Below are 22,561 nucleotides of genomic sequence, written 5' to 3'. Positions count from 1 at the left end.
TCAGCGGTCGAAGTCGATGAACGACGCGAAGCGGACGTCGGCGCCGCTGCCGTCGGCGGTCGCCTCCGTCATCACGGAGAGCAGGGACACGGCCTCGTCCGTGACCTCGTCCCGCTCGGCTGCGGTGAACGGGCGCAGCTCCTGCACGGTGACCGCCGGCGGCGCACCGGCCCCGCCGTCCTCAAGTCGCCAGATCGCCGCGAGGAACCCGTCGACGAGCACGCTGCCGTACGCCTGGTTCCCCACCCCGTTGCGTCCCTTGAGCGGCGGCGGAATCACACGGGTCCGGTCCGCGTGCCCGAGCAGGACGTTGTCGAACTCGGGCAGGAAGCGCGGCGGGGCGGGGGTGTCCTCGGCGGGGCGCGGGGCGTCGGGCAGGTCGAAGAGCTCGACGCCGTTCCCGTCGCGGAAGGTGACCAGCTGCGGGCGGAGCCGTTCGAAGACCTCCCGCATCCGGGTCAGCCCGGCCCAGGACTGCATGTCCTTGACCGAAGCGGGCCCGAAGGCGGCGAGATAGCGCAGCACGGTGGCGTCGGGCGCCGGAACCGGTTCGGAGGGCCTGCCGAGCCAGTGCTCCGCGGTGGTCAGCGCGACCTGGCCGCTCTTTCCCCACACGCCGCGCGGGGTGGTCTGGACGAGCGGCAGCAGACAGCGGGCGGCCGTGCTCAGCGCCTGCGGGTCCGCGTCGGGCCACTCGGTGAGCAGCCTTTCGCGGATCTCCTTCGGGGTACGGGGCGCTTCCTCGACGTACGCCCTGCTGAGGTCGCGGAGCCGGTCCGGGTCCACTCCCACGAGACCCTTCCGGAAGTTCCTGAGTTCCCGGTCGCGGGCCTCCTGGACGAGGGGCCGCAGGGTCAGGGCGTCGTCGGCGGTGTGGGTGTGGATGGTGGAGCGCAGGGTGACGATGCGGACGACCCGGCGCGATTCCATCAGCGCGGCGAGCCGGCCCGGTGCGAATCCCGCCAGCCGGGCGAGGAGCTGGAAGTACGGCGGCTTGGTGTTCTGCGCCTGGAGGCCGACGAGATGCCGGACGGCGTCCTCGGCGCTCATCGGCGTGCGCCGCAGCAGGAGCTGGCGCTCCAGGGTCGCGCGCCCCAGGGCCCGCGGCGAGAGCACGGCGCCCGGGGCGGCGGCGGAGGTCTTCTTCTTCACAGCCATGGACGGCACGCTACGCGGCCATGCGGTCAGTTTCTGTCCTGATGACGGCTCGGTGCGTTCCGCGCCATGCCGTTCTGTCCTGATGACGGCTCGGGTGCGACCTGCGCCATGCCGCTGCCGACGGGTTCCCGCATTGCGTGGCGGGCACCCGCATCATGGTCCGGTGATCAGCGTCCTGTTCGCCGTCCTGACCGCGCTCAGCAACGGCGCGGCCTCCGTACTCCAGCGCCGCGCCGCGAGCACCGCCCCCGACAGCGAGGCGATGAGGCTGTCACTGATCGGCCATCTGCTGCGCCAGAAGGTGTGGCTGGCCGGCATCGGCCTGGTGATCGTCGCGGCCGTCTGCCAGGCCGTGGCGCTGGCCACCGGGCCGATCGCGGTGGTCCAGCCGATCTTCGTGATCGAGCTGCCGGCGACGCTCCTGATGGCGAGCTTCGTGATGCGGGTGCGGCTGCCCCGGCCCGTGTGGTTCGGGGTGGCCGCCGTGACGCTGGGACTGGCCCTCGGCATGGCGTCGGCCGCTCCGGGCGGCGGCAGCGCCACGGTGCACGGGGCGGCGTGGGTTCCGGCGCTGATCCTGACGGGGCTGTTCGAGGCGGCGCTGATCGGCGGCGCCCTGGCCACCCGCGGCAATCCCCGCGCGGCGCTGCTGGGGCTGGCCGCCGCCTGTGCGTACGCGCTCACCGCCGCCCTGATGAAGGACGCCATGGCCCGGCTCGACAACGGCGGGGTGGCGGCGCTGTTCACGTCCTGGCAGCTCTATGCCACCGCGGTGGCGGGCGTCGGCGCGTTGTTCCTCCTGCAGAACGCGCTGCAGGCGGGCACGCTGGTCGCGGTCCAGCCGTGTCTGACCCTGGGCGACGCCCTGATCAGCATCCTGTACGGGGTCACCCTGTTCGGCGAGGACCTGCGCACCGGCTGGTGGCTGTTTCCGGAACTGCTGGCGCTCGGCCTGATCGCCGCGGGCTGCGTGGAACTGGCCCGCTCGCCCCTGGCCTCCGGGAACGCGACGGCCCCGGCCCGTACGCGGCGGGTCGACTGAAACGCCGCGTACGGACCGGGGCCGGGGCGCTCACTCCGGGCGCCTGCCCGCGGCCGGTGACTACTTGCTGACCGCGAAGCGCATCAGGGCCTGCTCGTCGCCCTGCTTGATCTTCCCCGTCTCGTTGATCACCTCGAGCTTCCAGCTGCCGCCGGCCCGCATGGCCTTGGCCACGGCGCAGCCGTTGTCGTTGCTGAGCAGGCTCGGCCAGATGTCGGCGACCTGCTGGGAGCTGCCGCCCGTCGCGTCGTACACCTTGAAGCTGATGTTGCGCGCGCTCTGGAAGGAGCTGTGCTTCTTGTACGCGGCGGCGATGAAGACGATGGACGTGATGTTCGTGGGCACGCGGGCGAAGTCGACGGTCACGGTCTCGTCGTCGCCGTCACCGTGCCCGGTCTGGTTGTCGCCGCTGTGCAGCAGCGAGCCGTTGCCCAGCGGGTCCAGGGAGTCGAGGCCGGCCAGCCGGACGGGCTCCGCGCCCTGCATCGCGATGGCGATGAGGTCGAGGTCGGTGCCCTTCTTCTGACGCAGCTTCCCCATCAGCCCGCCACTGGCACCGACCGTGGGGTCCCAGGACACCCCGATGGACAGGTGGGTGACCCCGTCCAGATCCGCCGGGCCGTCTTCCTTCTTCAACGTGATCATGCGTGATCCTCTTCGTGGCGAGATTCCTACAGGTTGAGTGTGCCTGGTGTCCTCCGGAAGCAGCCCACCAGGGGCAAAATTTCGACCAAGTGTTTGACGACTCAAACCGAATTGTCCTGCGTCGGCACGATGTCGTCGCAGGCTTCCTCGTGATAAGGCTCTGCGGTCTCCACGATGCCCCGGGCACACAGCGCCTCGATGTCGGAGCGGCTGCGGCCCAGGTCGGCGAGAATCCGCCCGGTGTGCCGCCCCGCCGCCGGGACCGGGTCCATCCGCGGACCGACCCCGCCGAGATCCACCGGTGGCAGGAGTGCCTGTACGGGGCCTGAGGCGCCGGGCACGGAGATATCGCGCCAGCGGTCACGCTCGACGAGCGCGGGATGGCTGAGGAATTCCACGACGGAGTTCACGCCGGCGTTGGCGATGGCGGCCCGGTCCAGGAGCTCCATGGCCTGCGCGCTGCCGAGGTCCGCGAACCGTTCGGCGACGACGGCGTTGACCTCCTCGCGGTGGGCGACCCGGTCGGAGCCGGTGACGAACCGGGGGTCGTCGACGAGACCGGGGCGGCCGAGGACGGTGACGCACAGGGCCTCCCACTCGCGCTCGTTCTGGATGGAGAGCATCACGTCCTTGCCGTCGGCGGCGGTGAACGGGCCGTACGGCGCGATCGTGGCGTGCTGCGCGCCGATCCGCGGCGGCTGGGTCCCGCCGTAGCGCGTGTAGTACGCGGGCTGGCTCATCCACTCGGCGAGGGCGTCGAAGAGGGAGACCTCGACCGTGGGCGCCCGGCCCGTGGTGGCCCGCGTGAAGAGGGCGGACAGGATGCCGCTGTAGGCGTACATCCCACCGGCGATGTCCGCGACCGAGATGCCCGAGCGCGCGGGCTCGTCGGGTGAGCCCGTGATCGACAGCAGCCCTGTCTGGCACTGCACCAGGAGGTCGTACGCCTTGCGTCCGGACCACGATCCGCTCGTGCCGTAGCCACTGACCGTGCAGGTGATGAGGGAGGGATGCCGGGCCTGGAGGGCCGCGGCGCCCAGACCCGTGCGGTCCGCCGCGCCGGGGGCCAGGTTCTGCACGAACACATCTGCTCCTGCGATGAGTTCGTCGAGGATCTCGCGTCCTTCGGGTGCCTTGATGTCCAGGGTCAGGGACTCCTTGGAGCGGTTGAGCCAGACGAAATAGCTGGCCTGACCGTGCACGGTCGTGTCGTAGCGGCGGGCGAAGTCCCCACCGCCGGGGCGCTCGACCTTGATGACCCGGGCGCCGAGGTCGGCCAGCTGACGGGTGGCGAAGGGCGCCGCGACGGCCTGTTCCAGGCTGACGACGGTGATGCCCGCGAGCGGGAGCGGAAACGGTTCGGTCATGCGCCCATACTCCCGGGGCGGTCGCCGCGGGAGCGTGCGGGCGGGCCGGCCGGCTCAGACGCGGGAGCGTGCGGGCGGGCCGGGCGGCTCAGACGCGGGAGCGTGCGGGCGGGCCGGGCGGCTCAGACGGTCGGCTCCGGCACCACCAGGGGCGTTCCGAGGAGCTGGTGCCCGCCGCTGGCGAGCATGCGCACCTCTCCGCGCTCGCTGATCTCCGCGCGGACGATCCCGGTCTCGTCCTCGTAGACCGGGTATCCGCCCGCCCCGGACTGCGCGGTCCGCCGGACGGTCACCGTGTCGTCCTCCACGGCGGACGACTGAAACACCAGCTGATAGCTCTCCGGGTAATCCATGACGGCCTCTCCACGACGGCCTTCGGACGGCCTGCGCCGGCCGGTCCGTACGACGGGCTCCGTCTGCGCGGTCCACGCCGTCCGGCCTGCACCTTCCATCGTCTCGCACACCGGCCGTCCCCGCCCCCGCACCGCCGCACGGTGCGGGCCCCGGCCCCGGCTGCCTATCCTGAAGGGGAATGGGAAGTTCGAAGGCAACCGGGACGATGCGCCCGCTTGCGCCCGCGTCGTACGGCAGGCATGACCCGGGATCCCCGACACCGGGAAGGGAATCGTCATGGAAGGTGCCGACCGGGGCGACGATGTGTACCAGCCCCAGCAGCCGGAGGCCTCCGACCCCGTCGAGCAGCTCGACAAGGCGGACACCCTCGACAACCGGGAGCTCACCGACGTTCTCGACGAGGGCTACTCGCCTCCCGAGCGGCCGTGGGCGGTGGAGGACCGGGGCACCACCACCTCCGAGCAGCTCAGCGGGGAGACGCTGGACGGCAGACTGGCCCGGGAGCTGCCCGAGTCCGCCGATCCGTCCGGCGACGGCGTGGGGGACGTGTCCGACGGGGACGGCGAGCCGTGGGACTCGGAGGTCGGGGACGCACGCGCCGGCCGGCTCACCCGGGAGCTGGATCTGAACGAACCGGACAGCATGGCCGGCGAGGACGTCGGAATCGACGGGGCCGGGGCGTCCGCCGAGGAGGCGGCCATGCACGTCATCCCTGACGGCCAGGGGTAGACACGGTTCCGGGGCCGGGGTGGCTGCGGCTGAGGCCGGCCGGTCCTGCCCTCATGCCTGCACGAATGCCGCGTGACCCGCATACCTGCGTACCCGCAGGCCCGTCCTTACCCCGGAGGTAATCGACGCCTTCCACCCCCGTCGGACATCGTGTTCCTCACGAGCACAGCGCTCCCGGCCCACCGGCCGGGGCCCGATGAGAGGACCTCACGATGACCGCCTACGACGACGCCGTCCAGCGCTACTTCGCCGCCTGGAACGCCGCCACCCCCGAGGAGCTGGAGAAGGCCGTCGCCGCGGCGTTCACCGAGGACGCCACGTACACCGACCCGCTGGCCGACGTACAGGGACACGAGGCGCTGGCCGCCGCGATCAGCGGTGCACAGCAGCAGTTCCCCGGGTTCGCGTTCCGGCAGGACGGGGCGGTGGACGGGCACCACTCCCTCGCCCGCTTCGGCTGGGAGCTGGTCGCCGGGGCCGACGGCTCGGCGCCCGTCGCCGGTTCGGACGTGGTCACGCTCGCCGCCGACGGGCGGATCAGCTCGGTCAGCGGTTTCCTGGACCGCGTCCCGGCGTCCTGACTACACGCCCGGACGCGAACGACGGCGCAGCGCCGGGTCGGTGAGGGCCGCCGGGTGGTAACCGGCGTCACGGGACGAGAGGTTGGTGCCCGGCGGGACGATCTTGTCGATCCGGTCGAGCACGTCCTGGCTCAGCCGCACCCGGTCCGCGCCGAGCTGGCTCGTCAGCTGCTCGAAGGTCCGCGGGCCGATGATCGCGGACGTGACCGCCGGGTGCTCCAGCACGAAGGCCAGGGCCAGTTGGACGAGGGTCAGCCCGGCCTCGTCGGCCAGCTGGGCGAGTGCCTCGGCGGCGTCGAGCTTGGCGGTGTTCTCGGACGACGCGATGTCGAACCGCTCGGCCTGCCGCTCGGCGCGGCTGGACACCGGCTGATCGGCCCCCTTGCGGTAGCGGCCGGAGAGCCAGCCGCCGGCCAGCGGGCTCCAGGAGAGCACCGCCAGGCCGTACCGCCGGGCCGTGGGCAGCACCTCGCGCTCGATGCCGCGGGCCAGGATCGAGTACGGGGGCTGCTCGGCGACCACGCGTTCGCGGCCGCGGCGCTCCGCGGTCCACTGGCCCTCGACGATGGCCGACGGTTCGAAGGTGGACGTACCGATGTAGCGGATCTTGCCCTGGTGGACCAGGTCGGACAGAGCGCCGAGGGTCTCGTCGAAGTCGGTGCCGGGTTCGGGCCGGTGCACCTGGTAGAGGTCGATCCAGTCGGTGCCGAGCCGGCGCAGACTGTTCTCCACCTCCCGGATGATCCAACGACGGGAGTTCCCCTGCTCGTTGGGGTCGGCGCCGAGGCTGCCGTGGAACTTGGTGGCGAGCACGACGTTGTCGCGGCGCCCGCCGGCCAGCGCCTTTCCGACGATCGTCTCGGACTCCCCGGCGGAGTACACGTCGGCGGTGTCGACGAAGTTGATGCCCGAGTCCAGGGCGTGGTGGATGATCCGGATGCTGTCGTCGTGGTCGGGGTTGCCCCGGGCGCCGAACATCATGGTGCCCAGGCACAGGGGGCTGACCTTGACGCCCGTGCGGCCGAAATCGCGGTACTCCGTCATCCTGCGGTCTCCTTGACGAGTTCACTGACATTCAGGTGGTCGACCGGCGTCGCGTGGCCGGTCTCCCGGAAGGCGTCCCACAGCCGCCGGTACGGGCCGTGGGCGGCGAGCAGTTCGGTGTGGGTGCCGGTCTCGACGACGGTTCCCGCGTCGAGTACCACCACCCGGTCGGCGCGGACGGCCGTGGTGAGCCGGTGGGCGACGACGACGGTCGTACGGCGACGGGCCAGCACCTCCGTCGCGGCTGCCACCCTGCGTTCGGTCGCGAGGTCGAGTGAGGCGGTGGCCTCGTCGAGCAGCAGGACGTCCGGGTCGACGAGTTCGGCGCGGGCCAGGGCGAGGAGCTGGCGCTGCCCTGCGGAGAGGTTGCGGCCCCGCTCCCCCACCGGCTGGAGGTAGCCGAGCCGCAGGCCCGCGACCATCTCGTGCGCCCCGACCGCGCGGGCCGCCCGCTCCACCTCGGTGTCCGTGGCGTCGGGGCGTCCGTAGGCGATGGCGTCGCGGACGGTGCCGCTGAACAGGTGAGCCTCCTGCGGGACGACGCCCAGCCTGCGGCGGAATCCGGGCAGGTCGAGGTCGCGCAGATCGTGCCCGTCCACCCGGACCGCCCCGGCGGACGGGTCGTAGAAGCGGGCGAGGAGCTTCACGACGGTCGACTTGCCCGCGCCGGTGGCACCGACCAGCGCGACGGTCTCGCCCGGCGCGATGCGCAGGGAGACCCCGTGCAGGACTTCCTGGCCGCCACCGCCCGCGTAGCCGAAGGACACCGAGTCGAACTCGACCTCGCCGCGCAGGGCGGACACCGGCCGGGCGTCCTTCGCGGGCGGGGTGCCCGTGGGGGTGAGCATCAGGCCGCGGAGCCGGCCGAGGCCGACGACGGCCTGCTGGTAGCCGTCGAAGACCTGGGAGAGCTGCTGGATCGGCGAGAAGAACAGCTCGACGTAGAGGAGGAACGCGATGAGCGTCCCGGCGCTCAGCTCCCCCGAGCGCACCTGTCCGGCGCCGACCGTGAGTACGGCTGCCGAGGAGAGCGTGCCGAGGAACTCGACGAACGGGAAGAACGTGCCCATGTAGCGCTGGGCGCGCAGCCTGGAGTCCCGGAAGGACCGGGCCAGTTCCGCGAAGCCGGCGGCGTTGCGGGCTTCGCGGCGGAAGGCCTGGGTGACCCGGATCGCCGTGACGTTCTCCTGGAGGCAGGCGTTGACGGCACTGATCCGTTCCCGGGCCTCGCGGTAGGCGGGCACGGAGTAGTGGCGGAAGACCGCGGTGGCGGCGATCAGCAGCGGCAGTGCGGCGAGCAGCACCAGGGCCAGTTCCGCGTCGATCACCAGCAGGCTGACGAGGACGCCGAGGACCGTCAGCAGGCTCACCACGGCGGTGATCAGGCCCGTCTGCAGGAAGTTCGACAGGGCGTCGACGTCGGTGGTCATCCGGGTCATGATCCGGCCGCCGAGCTCGCGTTCGTAGTAGTCCAGGCCGAGTCGCTGGAGCTGGGCGAACGTTTTCACGCGCAGGGTGTAGAGGAGGCGTTCTCCGGTGCGCCCGGTCGTACGGACCTGGGCCACCCCGATCAGCCAGTTCACGGCGACCACGAGCGCGGCCACGGCGGCCGCGGCGAACAGCACATGCCCGGCCCGGTGGGCCACCCCCTGGTCCACACCCTGCCGGACCAGGACCGGCACGGCGATCTGGGCGGCGGCGTCGAGCGCGACGAGCAGCAGGCCGAGGAGCAGCGGCAGCCGGAAGGGCCGCAGCAGGGCGCCGAGGCCGAAGTCCGCCTCGGCGGCGACGGCCCGTTCGGTGGGCACCTCGGGGTCGGCGGCGGGCAGCGGGATCCTGGCCAGTGCGGCGATCAGTTCGGGACTCGGCGGGGCGGAGCCGAGCACGCCGCCTCCGGGACCCGCGCGCCCGGGTCCCGAGGTCGCTGCCGCTTCCGCGAGGGCCTGGGCGGCCCGCACGGCGGTGCCCTCCAGCTGTTCGTCGTCGCTTCCCTCGGGGCGCAGCCACAGGTGCGGGGTGGGGCAGCCGGCGGCCGTACCGGCGCCGGGGGCGGTCGTGGTGTCCGGGACGGGGTCCGGCTCCGCCGCGAGGAGGCTGCGGAACAGGGCGGAACGGGCGGCGAGTTCGGCCGGTGTCCCGGTGTCCGTGATGCGGCCGCCGTCGAGGATCGCGACGCGGTCGGCGAGTTCCAGCGTAGATCTGCGGTGGGCGATGATCAGCGTGGTGCGGCGGCGGTCGTCCTGGCGCAGCCGGTGGTGGATCTCCGCCTCCACCCGGGCGTCGATGGCGGACGTGGCGTCGTCCAGGACGAGCACGGCCGGGTCGCCGATCAGGGCGCGGGCCAGGGCGATGCGCTGGCGCTGGCCGCCGGAGAGGGTGAGTCCCTGTTCGCCGACGACGGTGTCGTACCCCTGCGGGAGCCGTTCGATGAACTCGTCGGCGCGGGCGATGCGAGCGGCTGCCCGGACCTGTTCGCCGGTGGCGCCCGGTACCCCGTAGGCGATGTTGGCGCGCACCGTGTCGGAGAGCAGCAGGCTCTCCTCGAAGACGTAGCCGATCCGGGAGCGCAGGGAGGCGAGGGCGAGAGCGCGGACGTCGTGGCCGCCCACCCGTACCGAGCCGGACGGTACGTCGTAGAAGCGGGGCAGCAGGGCCGCGGCGGTGGACTTCCCGGAGCCGGCCGGGCCGATCAGGGCGAGGGTCTCACCGGGCCGGATGTCCAGGGTGAAGCCGTTGAGGAGCGGTGCGGATTCTCCGTACCCGAAGGTGACGTCGTGCCAGCCGATGGCCGGGGGCTCGTCCGGCAGCTGTCGGGCGTGGGGGGTGTCGGTGATGGCCGGCGCCTCGTCGACGACCTCCAGGACCCGTTCGGCGCCTGCCCGGGCCTGCTGCCAGACGGTGAGGAGGGTCGCCACCTGGCGGACCGGGGTGACGAAGGAGCCGAGGTAGGTGGTGAAGGCGAGGAAGGTGCCGAGCGAGATCCGGCCGTGCAGGGCCATCCAGCCGCCGAGGGCGAGGACGGCGACCTGGCCGAGCGCGGGGACCGCCTGGAGCGCGGGGTTGTAGCGGCTGGTGAAGCGGACGACGCGCAACCGCGAGGCGAAGAGGTGGCGGGCACGCTGTTCGAGTCCGGCGAGCTCGCGCTGCTCCTGGCCGAAGCCCTTGACCACGCGGACGCCGGTGACGGTCGCCTCGACGGTGGAGGCGACCTCCGCGGCCTCCTGCTGGGCGTGCCAGTTGGCGGGGAAGAGGTCGCGGCGGCTGCGCAGCGCGATCAGCCAGAGGAGCGGGCCGACGACGAGCGCCACGACGGTCAGCAGCGGCGACAGCACCGCCATGAAGACCAGGGAGAACAGGAACATCAGCGCGTTGCCCGTGAGGTTGGGCAGGAACTGCAGCAGGGTCTGGATGAGGGTGATGTCCGAGATGGACCGGCTGACCACCTGACCGGTGCGCAGGTCGTCCTGCTGGGCGCCGCCGAGCCGGAGCAGGGCGGCGAACGCGTCGTTGCGGAGGTCGTACTGCACGCCGAGGGAGAGCCGGCCGGAGCGGTAGCGGCGGGTGAAGCTCGCGCCGAAGCGGACGGCGCCGAGTGCGGCGAGCAGCATGGTCCAGGGGGCGAGCGAGGCGGTGGTGCCGGCCGCCACCCCGTCCACCACGTGCCGCAGCACGAGGGGCAGGGTGGCGGTGGCTACCGCGGCGAGGATGGCGGCACCGAAGGCGAGCAGCAGATCGGTGCGGTGCCGCAGGCAGTAGCCCAGCAGCCGCCGCGCCCATCCGGGCGGCGGCTGCCGGGGCGTACCGGTTTCCGGGGCCGGACAGTCCGTCACCGGGCCTCCGCCAGACCGATGCCGAAGTGACCGGCGCTGCGGTCGACTTCCTCGAAGAGCCGGTTGGCGGGGCGCGGCAGGCCGTAGTGCCCGCGCAGGGTGCTCGCGGTGTACTCGGTGCGGAACAGGCCGCGTTCCTGGAGGATCGGGACCACTCGGTCGACGAAGACCTCCAGGCCGGAGGGGAGGACGGCCGGCATGATGTTGAAGCCGTCGGCGGCGCCGCTGTCGTACCACTGCTCGATGGTGTCGGCGACCTGCTCGGCGGTGCCGGCGAAGGTGCGGTGCCCCCGGCCGCCGCCGAGCCGCCCGATCAGCTGACGCACGGTCAGCCTGTCGCGTCTGGCCAGCTCCACGATGAGGGTGTAGCGGCTCTTGGCCCCCTCGATCTCGTCCTCGGTGGGGATGTCCTCGGGGAGTTCCGCGTCCAGGTCCAGGTCCTCCGGGGCGATCCTCAGCGTCCGGGCGAGCTGCCGCTTGGCGTACTCGGGGACGATGAGGCTCTCCAGTTCGGCGTCCAGCGCCAGGGCCTCGGCCTCGGTGTCGCCGATGACGGGCACGATGCCGGGCAGGATCTTGATGCCGTCGGGGTTGCGGCCGATGGACTCGGCCCGCTGCTTGACGTCCTTGTAGAAGGCGATGCCTTCCTCCAGGGTCTGCTGGGCGGTGAACACCGCCTCCGCGTACCGGGCCGCGAAGTCCTTGCCGTCCTCGCTCGACCCGGCCTGCACGAGCAAGGGATACCCCTGCGGCGGGCGTTGTACGTTCAGCGGGCCGTCGACGCGGAAGAACTCGCCGCTGTGCCCGATCTTCCGCACCCGTTCGGCCAGGGCGTGCACGCCGCGTTCCTTGTCGGCGATCACGGCGTCGTCGGCCCAGCTGTCCCAGAGCTTGGTGGACACCTCGACGAACTCACCGGCGCGCCGGTAGCGGTCGTGGTGCAGCGGGGTGTCGTCGAGGCCGAAGTTGCGGGCCGCGTCGGCGCCCGCGGTGGTGACGATGTTCCAGCCGGCCCGGCCGCCCGAGACATGGTCGAGCGAGGCGAACCGGCGGGCCAGGTTGTACGGCTCGTTGTAGCTGGTCGACGCGGTGGCGATGAGGCCGATGTGGCGGGTGGCCCCGGCCAGCGCGGTGAGCAGGACGGTGGGCTCCAGCTTGGCGGCGGGACGCCGGCCGGGGTCGCCCATCAGGACGGGGCTGTCGGCGAGGAACAGCGAGTCGAGTCGTCCGCGTTCGGCGATCCGGGCCAGGTTCTTGTAGTGCTCGATGTCGGAGTTGGCCTCGGCCGGACTGCCGGGCAGTCGCCATGACGCCTCGTGGTGGCCGGTGGACATGAGGAAGGCGTTGAGGTGGAGCGGCTTGCGGTCAGGCGTGCGGGGCATGGGATTCCTTCTTCTCGGCCTCTTCGGCCTCTTCGGCAGGGGTGCGGGGCTGTGCGACACCGAGGGCGGTGAGCAGCGTGTCGCGGTACTCCTGGAAGCGGGGGTCACGGCGGGAGCGCGGAGTGGGCAGGTCGACGGCGAGGTCGACGGAGATCCGGCCGTCCTCCAGGACGAGGACCCGGTCGGCGAGTTCGACGGCCTCGTCGACGTCGTGCGTGACCAGCAGGACCGCGGGGCGGTGGCGTTCGTAGAGTTCGCGCAGCAGGTCGTGCATCTTGATCCGGGTCAGTGCGTCCAGCGCGCCGAACGGCTCGTCCGCGAGCAGGAGTTCGGGCTCGCGGACCAGGGCGCGGGCCAGCGCGGCGCGCTGCTGCTCGCCGCCGGAGAGCTCGTGCGGCCAGGACCGGTCGCGGCCCTCCAGGCCGACCTCGGCGAGTGCGGTGAGGCCGCGTTCACGGGTCGCGGAGCCGCGCAGCCCGAGGACCACGTTGTCGATCACCCGGAGCCAGGGCAGCAGCCGGGAGTCCTGGAAGGAGAGCGAGACCCGGTCGGGGACGCTGAGTTCGCCCGAGCCCTCGACGGTGTGGTCGAGCCGGGCCACGGCCCGCAGCAGCGTGGACTTGCCGGAGCCGCTGCGGCCGAGCAGTGCGGTGAACTCGCCCGGCGCGACGGTGAGGTCGAGCTCCTTGAGGATGTCGCGGTCGCCGAACCGGCGGACCAGCTTCCTCGTGCGGATGGCGGGGCGTTCCGCGACAGCCGCCGTACCGGTCCCGCGGACGGGGTTCAGCCCGCCAGGGTGCGTCGCCATGACAGGACCTTCCTCTCGACGGCGCGTACCGCCGCGTCCGATGCGAAGCCGAAGATCCCGTAGGCCACCAGGCCCACGATGATCACGTCGGACTGGGCGTACTGCTGGGCCTGGAACATCATGTAGCCGATGCCGCTGGTGGCGTTGATCTGCTCGACGACGATCAGTCCGAGCCAGGAAGCGGTGACGCCGAGGCGCAGTCCGACGAAGAAGCCGGGCAGCGAGCCGGGGACGACGACCTTGCGGATGAACTGCGCCCGGCTCAGGTCGAGTCCCTCGGCCAGCTCGACGTACCTGCTGTCGATGCCGGTCAGCGAGGCGTACGTGTTGATGTACATGTTCACCGCGACACCGAGCGCGATGACGGTGACCTTCATCTGCTCGCCGATGCCGAGCCAGAGGATCAGCAGCGGGAGCATGGCCAGGGAGGGGATGGCGCGCTTGATCTGGAGCGGCCCGTCCAGGAGGTATTCGCCGGTGCGGCTGAGTCCGGCGGCGACGGCGAGGAGCACCCCGGCGGTCACTCCGAAGAACAGGCCGAGTCCGGCGCGCTGGAGCGAGATGAGGACGTTGTCCTGGAGCCGGCCGCTGGAGAGGAGATCGGACGCGGTGGACAGGACCGTACCGGGCCCGGACAGGATCCGCGGGTCGAGGTAGCCGATGGCCGAGGCGAACCACCACAGGGCGACGACCAGCACCGGGCCGATCAGCCGCCCGAAGGGGATGGCACGGCCGGGACCGAGCCGTCGGCGGGTGGCGCGGGGTGCGGGCGGGGCGGGCACCGTTGCGGACACCCGCCCGCCGGCCGGTTCCCCGGTCTTCCTCGGTGGCACGCCGGCCGTACGCGCACGCCCTGCGGTGCGGGTGTTCGTCAGCAGTTCGGTCATGACGTCTCCCGGTACTGGGCGGCCACGGCCCTGGCCGCGATCCCCTCGAAGCGGCGGTCGAACAGTTCGGCGACGTCCTGCTCCGGCACGAAGCCGCCCTCGGCCATCAGGTCGGCGGTCTCCTGCTCCCACGCGATCGCCTTGTCCCAGCTGACCGGGAACTGCGGCTTGTGGAGCGAGGCGACGATGCGCTTGCCGTCCTCCTGGGTGACGCCCTGGTCCTTGACGTAGTACGCGTCGATCCACTCGTCACTGTTCTGCCAGGCCCACGTCGTGCCGCGCGCCCAGAGCGGGATGAAGCTGCGGACGGCGGCGGCCTTGGCCCGGTCGTTCAGCACCTCGTTGGGCGCCCAGAGGACCGTGAGCAGGTCGACGACGTCGGTCTTCACCCCGTGCGCGCCGTCCTTCCCGTACTGGGTGAGGTACTTGGTGAGGGTCGGTTCGCCGAGCGGTGCCACGTCGACCTGTTTGGACTGGAGTGCGGTGAGGAACTGTGTGCTGGGCAGGGCCACCAGCTCGACGTCCTTGTTGGCGATGCCCGCCTGCTTCAGTGCGCGCAGGACGACGACGCCCTGTGCCTGTCCCTGGGAGAAGCCGATCTTCTTGCCGCGGAAGTCGGCGACGGACCTGATGTCCGAGCCGGGCGCGGTCGCGAAGACGTACGAGGGATGGTTCCGCACCTGCACGGCGACGATCTTCGCCCCGACGCCGATGGCATGGGCCTGGATCGGCGGAATTCCGGCATTGACCGCGAGGTCGATGGAATGGGCCCGGAACCCCTGGATGATATCGGGGCCGGCGCCCAGGTTGGGCCACTGGGAAACGTCGAAGGAAAGGTCCTTCTGCAATCCGGCCGGCTTCAGCTGGAGTTGCGTCGAACGGACCGCTATGGAGAGTTCCGTACCCGGCGGCGGCGCACCCGAGGGGAGTTTTCCGGAAGGTTCGGCGCTTGCCGCTGTTTTGACCTGGGGTGAGCAGGCGGCGAGGGTGCCGAGGACCGACCCGCCGGCGAGCGCGAGAAACGACCTGCGGCCGACGGTCCGGTATGTGTCGTGGCGTGCCATGGTGAATTCCTGATCCGTTGTCGTGGGAGTGGGCGGGTGGTCAGAGCGAGTGGTAGGCGCCGTCGTGGAAGAGGAGGGGGCTGCGTCCCTCGTCGAGCCGGGCGTCCACCACCCGGGCGATGACGACGCGGTGGTCGCCGGCCGGGACGATCTGCTCGGTCTCCAGCCGCAGCCAGCCGGCCACGTTGTCCAGTACCGGTTCCCCCTCCGGCAGGCGGCGCCAGCGGGTGGGGGCGGCGAACCGGTCGATGCCGCTGGTGGCAAAGGTGGTGGCCAGGTCCTGCTGTTCGGCGCCGAGGAAGTTCACGACGGCCGAACCGGCCCGTTCGATGTGCGGCCAGGACGAGGTGCCGGTGCCGATGCCGAACGACACGAGCGGCGGGTCGAGCGAGAGGGAGCTGAGCGAGGTCGCGGTGAAGCCGATCGGGCCGTGGCCCGCGTCGGCGGTGACGACGACGACTCCGGCGGGATGACGGCGGAACGCCTGCTTGAACCGGTCCGGGGCGATTCCTCTCGCGGCGGGCGCGGACGGCGCCAGGTATGAGGGCACGGTGATGGTCAACGTCTCTCCCTGATGGAAAGCGGGAATGGGAACAGAGAAATGCGAGGGGTACGTGGAAGGGCAGAGCGGTGCGCACGGCGGAGCGAGCTCACGCCGGAATTCAACGCGTGGTTATCGGGCACCCGGACAGGGGCGACAACACAGGAGCCGGGCGCACACGCCGCCCGGGACGGCCGAGCGGAAGGCGCGCGTCGTCGAGGACGCGCTTCCTGAATTCCGCTGTCGGCTGGTCATGAATCCATCATCCCGTTCGGCTTCGGCCCCGGTCAACAATGCAACTGCCTGAATTAAGTCGGATACGAGGGCGGGCGCGGGAGGTGAGAGGGCGTCAGGAGACCGCGGGCAGCGCCGGCCAGGGGCCGAGCGGGTCCACGTACAGCGCACCGAGCGCCACCGCGCCACCCGCGGTGGCCAGCACGGTGCCCGTGAAGCTGGTCGGCACCACGGCCCGCTCCGGGTCGTCGCAGACCCAGGAGCGCTCCGCCACCTCCGCGCGGAGATCGGCCAGACACTCCGGGATCCGGCCCGAGCCCGGCTCGACGACGACGAGCACCTCCGGGTCGAACATGTCCAGCAGCAGGGCCGCGGCCCGGCCGACCAGTCGCGCCCTCCGGCGGAACAGCGCCACCGCCCGCGCGTCCCCGGCCAGTGCCCGGTCGAGGAGGTCCGGGAACGAGCCGACGACCAGCCCCTGCGCGGCGGCCCGCCGCACCATGGCGCGCTCCGACACCTCCGACTGGAGGCAGCCGGTCCGTCCGCAGGAACAGGGCTCGGCTCCCCCCGTCCCCCCGGCGCCGAGCGGGAGGTGCGCCACGCTGCCGGCCCCCGAGCGCGGGCCGCGGTGCATGGCCCCCTCGGTGGCGAAGGCCGCGTCCACGACCGCACCGACGAACAGCAGGACGGTGCTGCTGCGGGTCGACTCCTCGCCGAACAGCTGCTCCGCCCGGGCCAGCGCCCGGGAGTGGCTGTCCACGTGGACCGGCAGCCCGGTCGCTGCGGCGAGGATGTCGCGGGCCGGCACGTCGCGCCAGCCGAGCTGGGGGTGTTCCACGATCACCCCGGTCACGGGGTCGACCCGGTGCCCGGTGGCCAGGCCCAGGGCGAGCACGGTGCGTCCGCCGGCGTGGGCGGCCACCAGCCGGGGCAGCCGGGCCGCGAGTCCGGCCAGCATGGAGCGGGGTTCGGTGGTGCGGTGCGGCTGCCGGTCCTCGGCGACGATCCGGCCCCGCAGGTCCATCAGGGAGACGGTGGAGTGGGCGACGGCGATGTGCGCCCCGGCCACCAGGAAGCGGCCGGTGTCGATCTCGACGGGGATGTGCGGCCGGCCGAGCCCCTTGGGTCCCGCGGTCTCGGCGCTCTCCCGGACCAGCCCGCGGGCGAGCAGCTGGCCGACGTGCCCGCTCACGGAGGCGGGCGAGAGGCCGGTGAGCCGGGCGACGGTGGAGCGGGCGACCGGTCCGTGGTCGAGGATCGCGCCGAAGACGGAGCCGGTGCCGGTGTGCCGGCGGGCGGGTACGGCGGCGGGTATGTCGGAGCGGCGCAGCGGGGTGGGGTGGTCCTGACGCGGGGCGGGGGCGGGCGCAGACAGACTCTTCACAGTGTCTTCCAGGTCCTCGGGGGCAGCGGTTGACGCGGTGCGTGCTCCACGTGGGGAGCTCGGGGCAGGCCGCCTGCGACGTGGAGCCGGGGGCGCTGCCTCTTCCGTGGGGAGAGACCCTGCGAGGAACCGGGGCGGGCGTGACCCCTCGGCGCGGGCGTGGTGCTCTCAGGCGCGGTGACACACGGCGGAGCACACACGCTTCAGGTCGATATGACCTCGCGTCGTCAGGTGTGCGGATCGCTGCATGCCGCGCAACGTAGCCGGATCGGCGGAACCCGGTCAAACCATCGCCGCATCCTGGACACCCCCGCACAGGGCGGGCGTTGCCCTCGCGTTGCGGCGGCGTGGCGGGCGCACGGCGGGCGCGTGAACAGCCGGTCCGGCGGCGGACAGGACGGCGGCGAGGAGCGGGCCCGGAGCCGGGCACCCTGCCCTCGTCCCGCCGTACGGCGCGGATCCGGCTTCCGGACCGCGGAACGATTTCTGGAATTAACCTCTGATGCCTTGTCATCGCCGGTTCTACGCGCATAGCTTGTGCTCCCTCATCACACTCTGAGGGGCAGTTTCCGTGCGCATATCCAGATCCCGTTCCGTCCTGCTGGCCGGCGCGGTCGCCGTGACCCTCTCGGCGACCGCACTGCCCGCCGCCTTCGCCGTCCCGTCGTCGACCGCCGTGATCTCCGAGGTGTACGGCGGCGGCGGGAACTCGGGAGCGACGCTCACGCGCGACTTCGTCGAGCTGGCCAACTCCGGCTCCGCCGCGTACGACCTGTCCGGGTTCAGCGTCCAGTACCTGCCCGGGTCCCCGTCCGCGGGCTCGCTGTGGCAGGTCTCGGCGCTGACGGGTTCCGTCGCGCCCGGCGGCCGCTATCTGGTCGCCCAGGCGGCGGGCACCGGCGGCACCGTCGCGCTGCCCGCCCCCGACGCCACCGGCACCGTCGCCATGTCCGCCGCCAGCGGGACCATCGCGCTGGTCTCCGGCACCACACCGCTGACCTGCAAAACGGCGGCCGACTGCGCCGCCGACACCCGCATCGTGGACCTGGTGGGCTACGGCTCCGCGGTCGTCCGGGAAGGCAGCGGACCGGCGACGGGCGCCTCCGCCACCGCCGCCGTGGCGCGCGCGTCCTCGCTCGCCGACACCGACGACAACGCCGCGGACCTGTCCGCGGCCGCCCCCACCCCGGTCAACGCGGCCGGTGAGACGTCGGGCGGCACGGACCCGGGCGACCCCGGCGACCCGACCGAGCCCGGCACCGTGCGCGTGCACGACATCCAGGGCATCACCCGGGTCTCCCCGCTCGACGGCAAGGCCGTGACCGGGGTGCCCGGCGTCGTCACCGCGGTGCGCACCACGGGCTCCAAGGGCTTCTGGATCCAGGACACCGCCCCGGACGCGGACCCGCGCACGAGCGAGGGCGTCTTCGTGTACACGGGCTCCGCCGCCCCGACGGTGGCGGTGGGCGATTCCGTCCTGGTCAGCGGCACGGTCGACGAGTACTACCCGTCGGCCACCACGCAGTCCATCACCGAGATCACCTCTCCCAGGACCACGGTCCTCTCGTCGGGCAACGCGACTCCGGCGCCGGTCGTGCTCGACGCCGCCGCGGTGCCCGCCGCCTATGTCTCCTCGGCGGGTGGCGGGTCGATCGACGCGCTGCCCCTGGACCCGTCGACGTACGCCCTCGACCTCTACGAGGCGCTCGAAGGCACCCGCGTGCAGATCGCGGACACCCGGGTCACCGGTGCCACGACCGCGTACGACGAGATCTGGGTGACGGTCGAGCCGAAGCAGAACCCGACCCGGCGCGGCGGCACGCTGTACTCCTCGTACACCGACCAGAACAGCGGCCGGATCAAGGTGATGTCGCTCGACACCACGCGCCCCTTCCCCGTCGGGAACGTCGGCGACGTGCTGTCCGGCACCACCACCGGCGTGATCGACTACGCCTCGTTCGGCGGCTACAACCTCCAGGCCACCGAGCTCGGCACGCTCACCGACCGCCATCTGCGGCGCGAGGTCACGCGGAAGCAGAAGGGCGGCGAACTCGCCGTCGCCACGTACAACGTGGAGAACCTGGACGCGCTGGACGAGCAGACCAAGTTCGACACGCTGGCCAAGGGCGTCGCGGTGAACCTCTCCTCCCCCGACATCGTCTCGCTGGAGGAGATCCAGGACGACAACGGCGCGGTCAGCGACGGCACGGTCGGCTCCGAGGCCACGCTGAAGCGGTTCACCGACGCGATCGTCGCGGCCGGCGGCCCCCGGTACGCCTGGCGCTATGTCGCCCCGCAGGACGGCCAGGACGGCGGCGAGCCCGGCGGCAACATCCGTAACGTCTTCCTCTTCAACCCCCACCGGGTCTCCTTCGTGGACCGTGCGGGCGGCGACGCGACGACGGCGGTGACGGCGGTGCCGACGCGCAAGGGCGTCACCCTCTCGGTGTCGCCCGGCCGGATCAGCCCGACGAGCGCGGCCTGGGCCGACAGCCGCAAGCCCCTGGTCGGCGAGTTCCGCTTCCACGGGAAGCCGGTCTTCGTCATCGGCAACCACTTCACCTCCAAGGGCGGCGACCAGCCGCTGCACGGCCGCTACCAGGAGCCGTCGCGCAGCTCGGAGACGAAGCGGGTCCAGCAGGCGGCGGAGGTCAACACCTTCGTCAAGTCGCTGCTGTCGGCGGACAAGTCGGCGCGGGTCGTCACGCTGGGCGACCTGAACGACTTCGCGTTCTCACCGACGATGTCCGCGCTGACCGCCGGCAAGGCGCTCAAGCCGCTGATCACGACGCTGCCGGCGAACGAGCAGTACAGCTATGTGTACGAGGGCAACTCGCAGACGCTGGACCACATCCTGACGAGCCCCGGCATCCGGCGGTTCGACTACGACGTGGTCCACATCAACGCGGAGTTCGCCGACCAGGCGAGCGACCACGACCCGCAGATCGTGCGGGTCAAGGTCGACGGCCGCCACTGATCCCGTGAGCGGGGGCCGGGTCGCTCAGCCGCCCGGCCCCGGCAGGACGGGACCTGCCGCGCCCGCGCGCGGGCGCGGCAGCGAGGGCAGCGGCCCCAGGGCAGGCGCGGCCTCCAGGGGGCGGTCGGTGAAGAAGCGGGCCGCCAGGTCCGCCACGTCGTCGGGCCGTTCCAGCACGACCCAGTGGTCGGAGTCGCCGATCGTCAGGAAGCGGCTGCCCTCGATCGTCCCGGCGAAGGCGCGCTGCCGCTCGGGCGAGGTCACGGTGTCGTGCTCCCCCGCGAAGACGAGCGCGGGCACTCCGCTCAACCCGCCGGAGAAGTCGGGCCGGTGGCCCAGCGCCCGCCGCAGCGACTGCGCCGCGTGCGGGGAGTGGGTGAGCGCGTGCACGAACGACCGCCGGACGTAGCGCCGGGCGAGTTCCCTGCGGTGGACCGTGCGCCGCGGGTCCTGGCACATCAAGGCGTCGGTGGTCAGCGTGGCGAGCCCTTCGACGTCCCCGGCCCTCAGCCGGTCGACCGCCCGCCCCCACTGGCCGCGCTGGGCTTCGCTGATGTGCGCGGGTACGCCGCCGAGGACCAGCCGGGCGATCCGGCCGGGGTTCCGCCGGGCGCAGCCGAAGGCGATGGCCGTGCCGTAGGAGAACCCGAAGAGGTTGACCCGGTCCGCGCCCAGGTCGTCGATGATGCCGTCGACGGCGGCGTACAGGAGGTCGTCGCCGGTGCCGGGCGGCAGCGGATCGGCGCCGCCCATGCCGGGCAGGTCCGCCGTGACGACCGGGGCGTGCGGGCCCAGGTGCTCGTCCATCTGCGGCCAGCCGTACATCCCCTGGAGCGCGCCGCCGAGGACGACGACCGGTTCGGTGCGGGGCGAGGGCTGCGTCAGGATGCGGTAGCGGTAGCGCAGCCCGCGCACCGACAGGTGCCGGATGATCTCGTCGGGCATGGTCATCGGTCCTTGCTCCTGTCTGGAGTTCCCCACCAGCGGCCTGACCGCCGCTGCGCGGTCAGGCCCTGGTGAGGACGAGTGCGGCGTTGTGCCCGCCGAAGCCGAGCGAGGTCTTGACGGCCGCGTCGAACACGCCCGGCCGGGCTTCCTTGCTCACCACGTCGACGGGGATCTCCGGGTCGGGGGCGTCGAGGTTGACGGTGGGCGGTACGAGCTGGTGCTGGAGGGCCAGGGCCGTCAGCGCGGTCTCGATGCCGCCCGCCGCGCCCAGGGTGTGCCCGGTCATGGCCTTGGTCGAGGTGACGAGGGGGTGCTCGCCCAGGACCCGGCGCAGCATCGTCGCCTCGATGAGGTCGTTCGCCACGGTCGAGGTGCCGTGGGCGTTGACGTGCCCGATGTCGGCGGCGGACACCCCGGCGTCGGCCAGTGCGGTGCGCAGGGCCCGCTCGATGCCGAGTCCGTCGGGGTCGGGTGCGACGGCGGAGTAGGCGTCGCTGGAGGCCCCGTATCCGGCGACGTGGGCGCGGACGGTGGCGCCCCGGGCCGCCGCGTGTTCGGGGCGTTCCAGGACGAGGAGGCCGGCGCCCTCGCCGACGACGAAGCCGTCGCGGTGGGTGTCGAAGGGGCGGCAGGCCGCCTCGGGGTCGTCACGCCGGGTCGAGACGGCCTTCAGCTGGCAGGCGCTGGCGATCAGCAGCCGGGAGCAGACGGATTCGGCGCCGCCCGCGACGACGATGTCGCAGGCGCCGGTGCGCAGCATCTGGTGCGCGGTGCCGATGGCGACGGTGCCGGAGGAGCAGGCGGTGGAGACGGCCTGGCTCGGGCCGCGCGCGCCGAGGTCGGTGGCGACGCTGCTGGCGGCGCCGTTGACGACGGTGAGCGGGGCGAGTTTCGGCGAGACCCGGCGGGCACCGCGCTCGGTGAGCGCGGTGTGCTGCTCGTCGTAGAAGGGCAGTCCGCCGTGGGCGGAGCCGATGACGACGGCGACGCGGCCGCTGTCCCAGACCGAGGGGTCGAGCCCGGCGTCCGCGACGGCCTCGCGGGCGGCGATGACGGCGAGCTGGGAGAAGCGGTCCATGAGCCGCTGGGTGGCGACCCCGAGCACGGCCCGCGTGTCGAGGCCGGTGATGGTGTACATGAAGTCGCAGGGCAGGTCGTGGAGTTCGGGCCGGTGCAGGACCGAGGGGGCGTCGGCGGCCACGGAAACGCCGCGCCAGGTGGCGGCGGTGCCCACGCCGGCCGCGGTGACCAGACCGATGCCGGTGACGGCGGCGGCGAACGGCTCGGGGCGCCGGGGGGCCGTCACGCCGCGGCCTTGCGGTGCGCGTGCACGGCGTCGACGAGCCGGCCGACGGTGTCGCGCGAGGTCAGCTGGACGTCGTCGAGGTCGACGTCCAGCCGGTCCTCGATGAGGAGCCGCAGTTCCTCCAGGGCCAGGGAATCCATCCTGAGCTGACGGAGCGACACCTCGGGGCGGATCGCTGCCGGATCGGTCCCGAAGTTCGCCACCAGCAAGGTGCTGATCTCGTCTGCCGTGCTCATGGGGCACTCCTCCGCTGTCGTACGCGGTGACGCCTTGCCGCGTG

At 72.4% G+C, this 22,561-nt stretch carries 19 protein-coding genes; 4 read left to right on the top strand and 15 right to left on the bottom strand.

What is annotated here, in order from left to right; genetic code table 11:
- On the bottom strand, positions 1–1,158 hold the full coding sequence (locus ACGFZA_RS08740; RefSeq protein ID WP_393678330.1) for a winged helix DNA-binding domain-containing protein: 1,158 nt from the start codon (positions 1,156–1,158) through the stop codon (positions 1–3).
- Between the two features lie 163 nt (positions 1,159–1,321).
- On the opposite strand from ACGFZA_RS08740, the gene ACGFZA_RS08735 reads away from it, so the two are divergent.
- Positions 1,322–2,200 (top strand): DMT family transporter, encoded by an 879-nt coding sequence (locus ACGFZA_RS08735; RefSeq protein WP_393678328.1) that lies wholly within the window; start codon positions 1,322–1,324, stop codon positions 2,198–2,200.
- A gap of 60 nt (positions 2,201–2,260) precedes the next feature.
- Here the strand turns inward: ACGFZA_RS08735 and ACGFZA_RS08730 are convergent, their stop codons facing one another.
- From ACGFZA_RS08730 to ACGFZA_RS08720, 3 genes are all read right to left on the bottom strand, one after another.
- The gene (locus tag ACGFZA_RS08730) at positions 2,261–2,845 is read right to left on the bottom strand and encodes a TerD family protein (protein WP_385273163.1); all 585 of its coding nucleotides are present in this window, start codon (positions 2,843–2,845) and stop codon (positions 2,261–2,263) included.
- Between the two features lie 101 nt (positions 2,846–2,946).
- Positions 2,947–4,212 (bottom strand): CaiB/BaiF CoA transferase family protein, encoded by a 1,266-nt coding sequence (locus tag ACGFZA_RS08725; protein WP_393678326.1) that lies wholly within the window; start codon positions 4,210–4,212, stop codon positions 2,947–2,949.
- 122 nt (positions 4,213–4,334) lie between these two features.
- Entirely contained in the window at positions 4,335–4,565 is a 231-nt protein-coding gene (locus ACGFZA_RS08720) for a DUF6296 family protein (protein WP_385273169.1), read from the bottom strand.
- Between the two features lie 277 nt (positions 4,566–4,842).
- Here ACGFZA_RS08720 and ACGFZA_RS08715 point away from each other — a divergent pair, with 277 nt between their 5' ends.
- Positions 4,843–5,295 carry a DUF5709 domain-containing protein gene (locus ACGFZA_RS08715; protein ID WP_385273172.1) on the top strand — a complete coding sequence of 151 codons (453 nt, stop codon included), beginning with the start codon at positions 4,843–4,845 and terminating at the stop codon, positions 5,293–5,295.
- Positions 5,296–5,507: 212 nt separating this feature from the next.
- Complete coding sequence (locus ACGFZA_RS08710) at positions 5,508–5,876, top strand: nuclear transport factor 2 family protein (RefSeq protein ID WP_393678323.1); 369 nt, start codon at positions 5,508–5,510, stop codon at positions 5,874–5,876.
- Here ACGFZA_RS08710 and ACGFZA_RS08705 read toward each other — a convergent pair whose 3' ends face one another.
- From ACGFZA_RS08705 to ACGFZA_RS08670, 8 genes are all read right to left on the bottom strand, one after another.
- On the bottom strand, positions 5,877–6,920 hold the full coding sequence (locus ACGFZA_RS08705) for an aldo/keto reductase (protein ID WP_385273178.1): 1,044 nt from the start codon (positions 6,918–6,920) through the stop codon (positions 5,877–5,879). It lies immediately after the preceding gene.
- Positions 6,917–10,750, bottom strand: a complete 3,834-nt coding sequence (locus ACGFZA_RS08700; RefSeq protein WP_393678320.1) for an ABC transporter ATP-binding protein — start codon at positions 10,748–10,750, stop codon at positions 6,917–6,919. Before ACGFZA_RS08700 ends, ACGFZA_RS08705 begins: the two co-directional genes overlap by 4 nt.
- Positions 10,747–12,132, bottom strand: a complete 1,386-nt coding sequence (locus tag ACGFZA_RS08695; protein ID WP_385273184.1) for an LLM class flavin-dependent oxidoreductase — start codon at positions 12,130–12,132, stop codon at positions 10,747–10,749. Before ACGFZA_RS08695 ends, ACGFZA_RS08700 begins: the two co-directional genes overlap by 4 nt.
- A complete protein-coding gene (locus ACGFZA_RS08690; protein ID WP_385273187.1) occupies positions 12,116–12,940 on the bottom strand; it encodes an ABC transporter ATP-binding protein in 825 nt (274 codons plus the stop codon). Before ACGFZA_RS08690 ends, ACGFZA_RS08695 begins: the two co-directional genes overlap by 17 nt.
- Entirely contained in the window at positions 12,916–13,827 is a 912-nt protein-coding gene (locus tag ACGFZA_RS08685) for an ABC transporter permease (RefSeq protein WP_385273190.1), read from the bottom strand. The genes ACGFZA_RS08690 and ACGFZA_RS08685 overlap by 25 nt, the downstream gene beginning before the upstream one ends.
- Positions 13,824–14,891 carry an ABC transporter substrate-binding protein gene (locus tag ACGFZA_RS08680; protein WP_393678316.1) on the bottom strand — a complete coding sequence of 356 codons (1,068 nt, stop codon included), beginning with the start codon at positions 14,889–14,891 and terminating at the stop codon, positions 13,824–13,826. The genes ACGFZA_RS08685 and ACGFZA_RS08680 overlap by 4 nt, the downstream gene beginning before the upstream one ends.
- A gap of 40 nt (positions 14,892–14,931) precedes the next feature.
- A complete protein-coding gene (locus ACGFZA_RS08675) occupies positions 14,932–15,453 on the bottom strand; it encodes a flavin reductase family protein (RefSeq protein WP_393678314.1) in 522 nt (173 codons plus the stop codon).
- A 328-nt stretch (positions 15,454–15,781) separates the two neighbouring features.
- The gene (locus tag ACGFZA_RS08670; protein WP_393678312.1) at positions 15,782–17,050 is read right to left on the bottom strand and encodes an ROK family protein; all 1,269 of its coding nucleotides are present in this window, start codon (positions 17,048–17,050) and stop codon (positions 15,782–15,784) included.
- Between the two features lie 571 nt (positions 17,051–17,621).
- On the opposite strand from ACGFZA_RS08670, the gene ACGFZA_RS08665 reads away from it, so the two are divergent.
- Positions 17,622–20,027, top strand: a complete 2,406-nt coding sequence (locus tag ACGFZA_RS08665; protein WP_393678310.1) for an endonuclease/exonuclease/phosphatase family protein — start codon at positions 17,622–17,624, stop codon at positions 20,025–20,027.
- Between the two features lie 24 nt (positions 20,028–20,051).
- Here ACGFZA_RS08665 and ACGFZA_RS08660 read toward each other — a convergent pair whose 3' ends face one another.
- The 3 genes from ACGFZA_RS08660 to ACGFZA_RS08650 all read right to left on the bottom strand — a co-directional run bounded on the left by ACGFZA_RS08660 (position 20,052) and on the right by ACGFZA_RS08650 (position 22,517).
- Positions 20,052–20,972, bottom strand: a complete 921-nt coding sequence (locus ACGFZA_RS08660) for an alpha/beta fold hydrolase (protein WP_393678884.1) — start codon at positions 20,970–20,972, stop codon at positions 20,052–20,054.
- 61 nt (positions 20,973–21,033) lie between these two features.
- Positions 21,034–22,281 carry a beta-ketoacyl-[acyl-carrier-protein] synthase family protein gene (locus ACGFZA_RS08655; protein ID WP_385273205.1) on the bottom strand — a complete coding sequence of 416 codons (1,248 nt, stop codon included), beginning with the start codon at positions 22,279–22,281 and terminating at the stop codon, positions 21,034–21,036.
- On the bottom strand, positions 22,278–22,517 hold the full coding sequence (locus tag ACGFZA_RS08650; RefSeq protein ID WP_385273208.1) for a phosphopantetheine-binding protein: 240 nt from the start codon (positions 22,515–22,517) through the stop codon (positions 22,278–22,280). The genes ACGFZA_RS08655 and ACGFZA_RS08650 overlap by 4 nt, the downstream gene beginning before the upstream one ends.
- Between the last annotated feature and the right edge of the window lie 44 nt (positions 22,518–22,561).

The sequence above is a fragment of the Streptomyces sp. NPDC048211 genome (genome assembly GCF_043202315.1).
Lineage (GTDB): Bacteria > Actinomycetota > Actinomycetes > Streptomycetales > Streptomycetaceae > Streptomyces.
The sequence above is the reverse complement of the archived record's forward strand: the minus strand, read 5'-3'. Positions and strand labels throughout refer to the sequence as shown.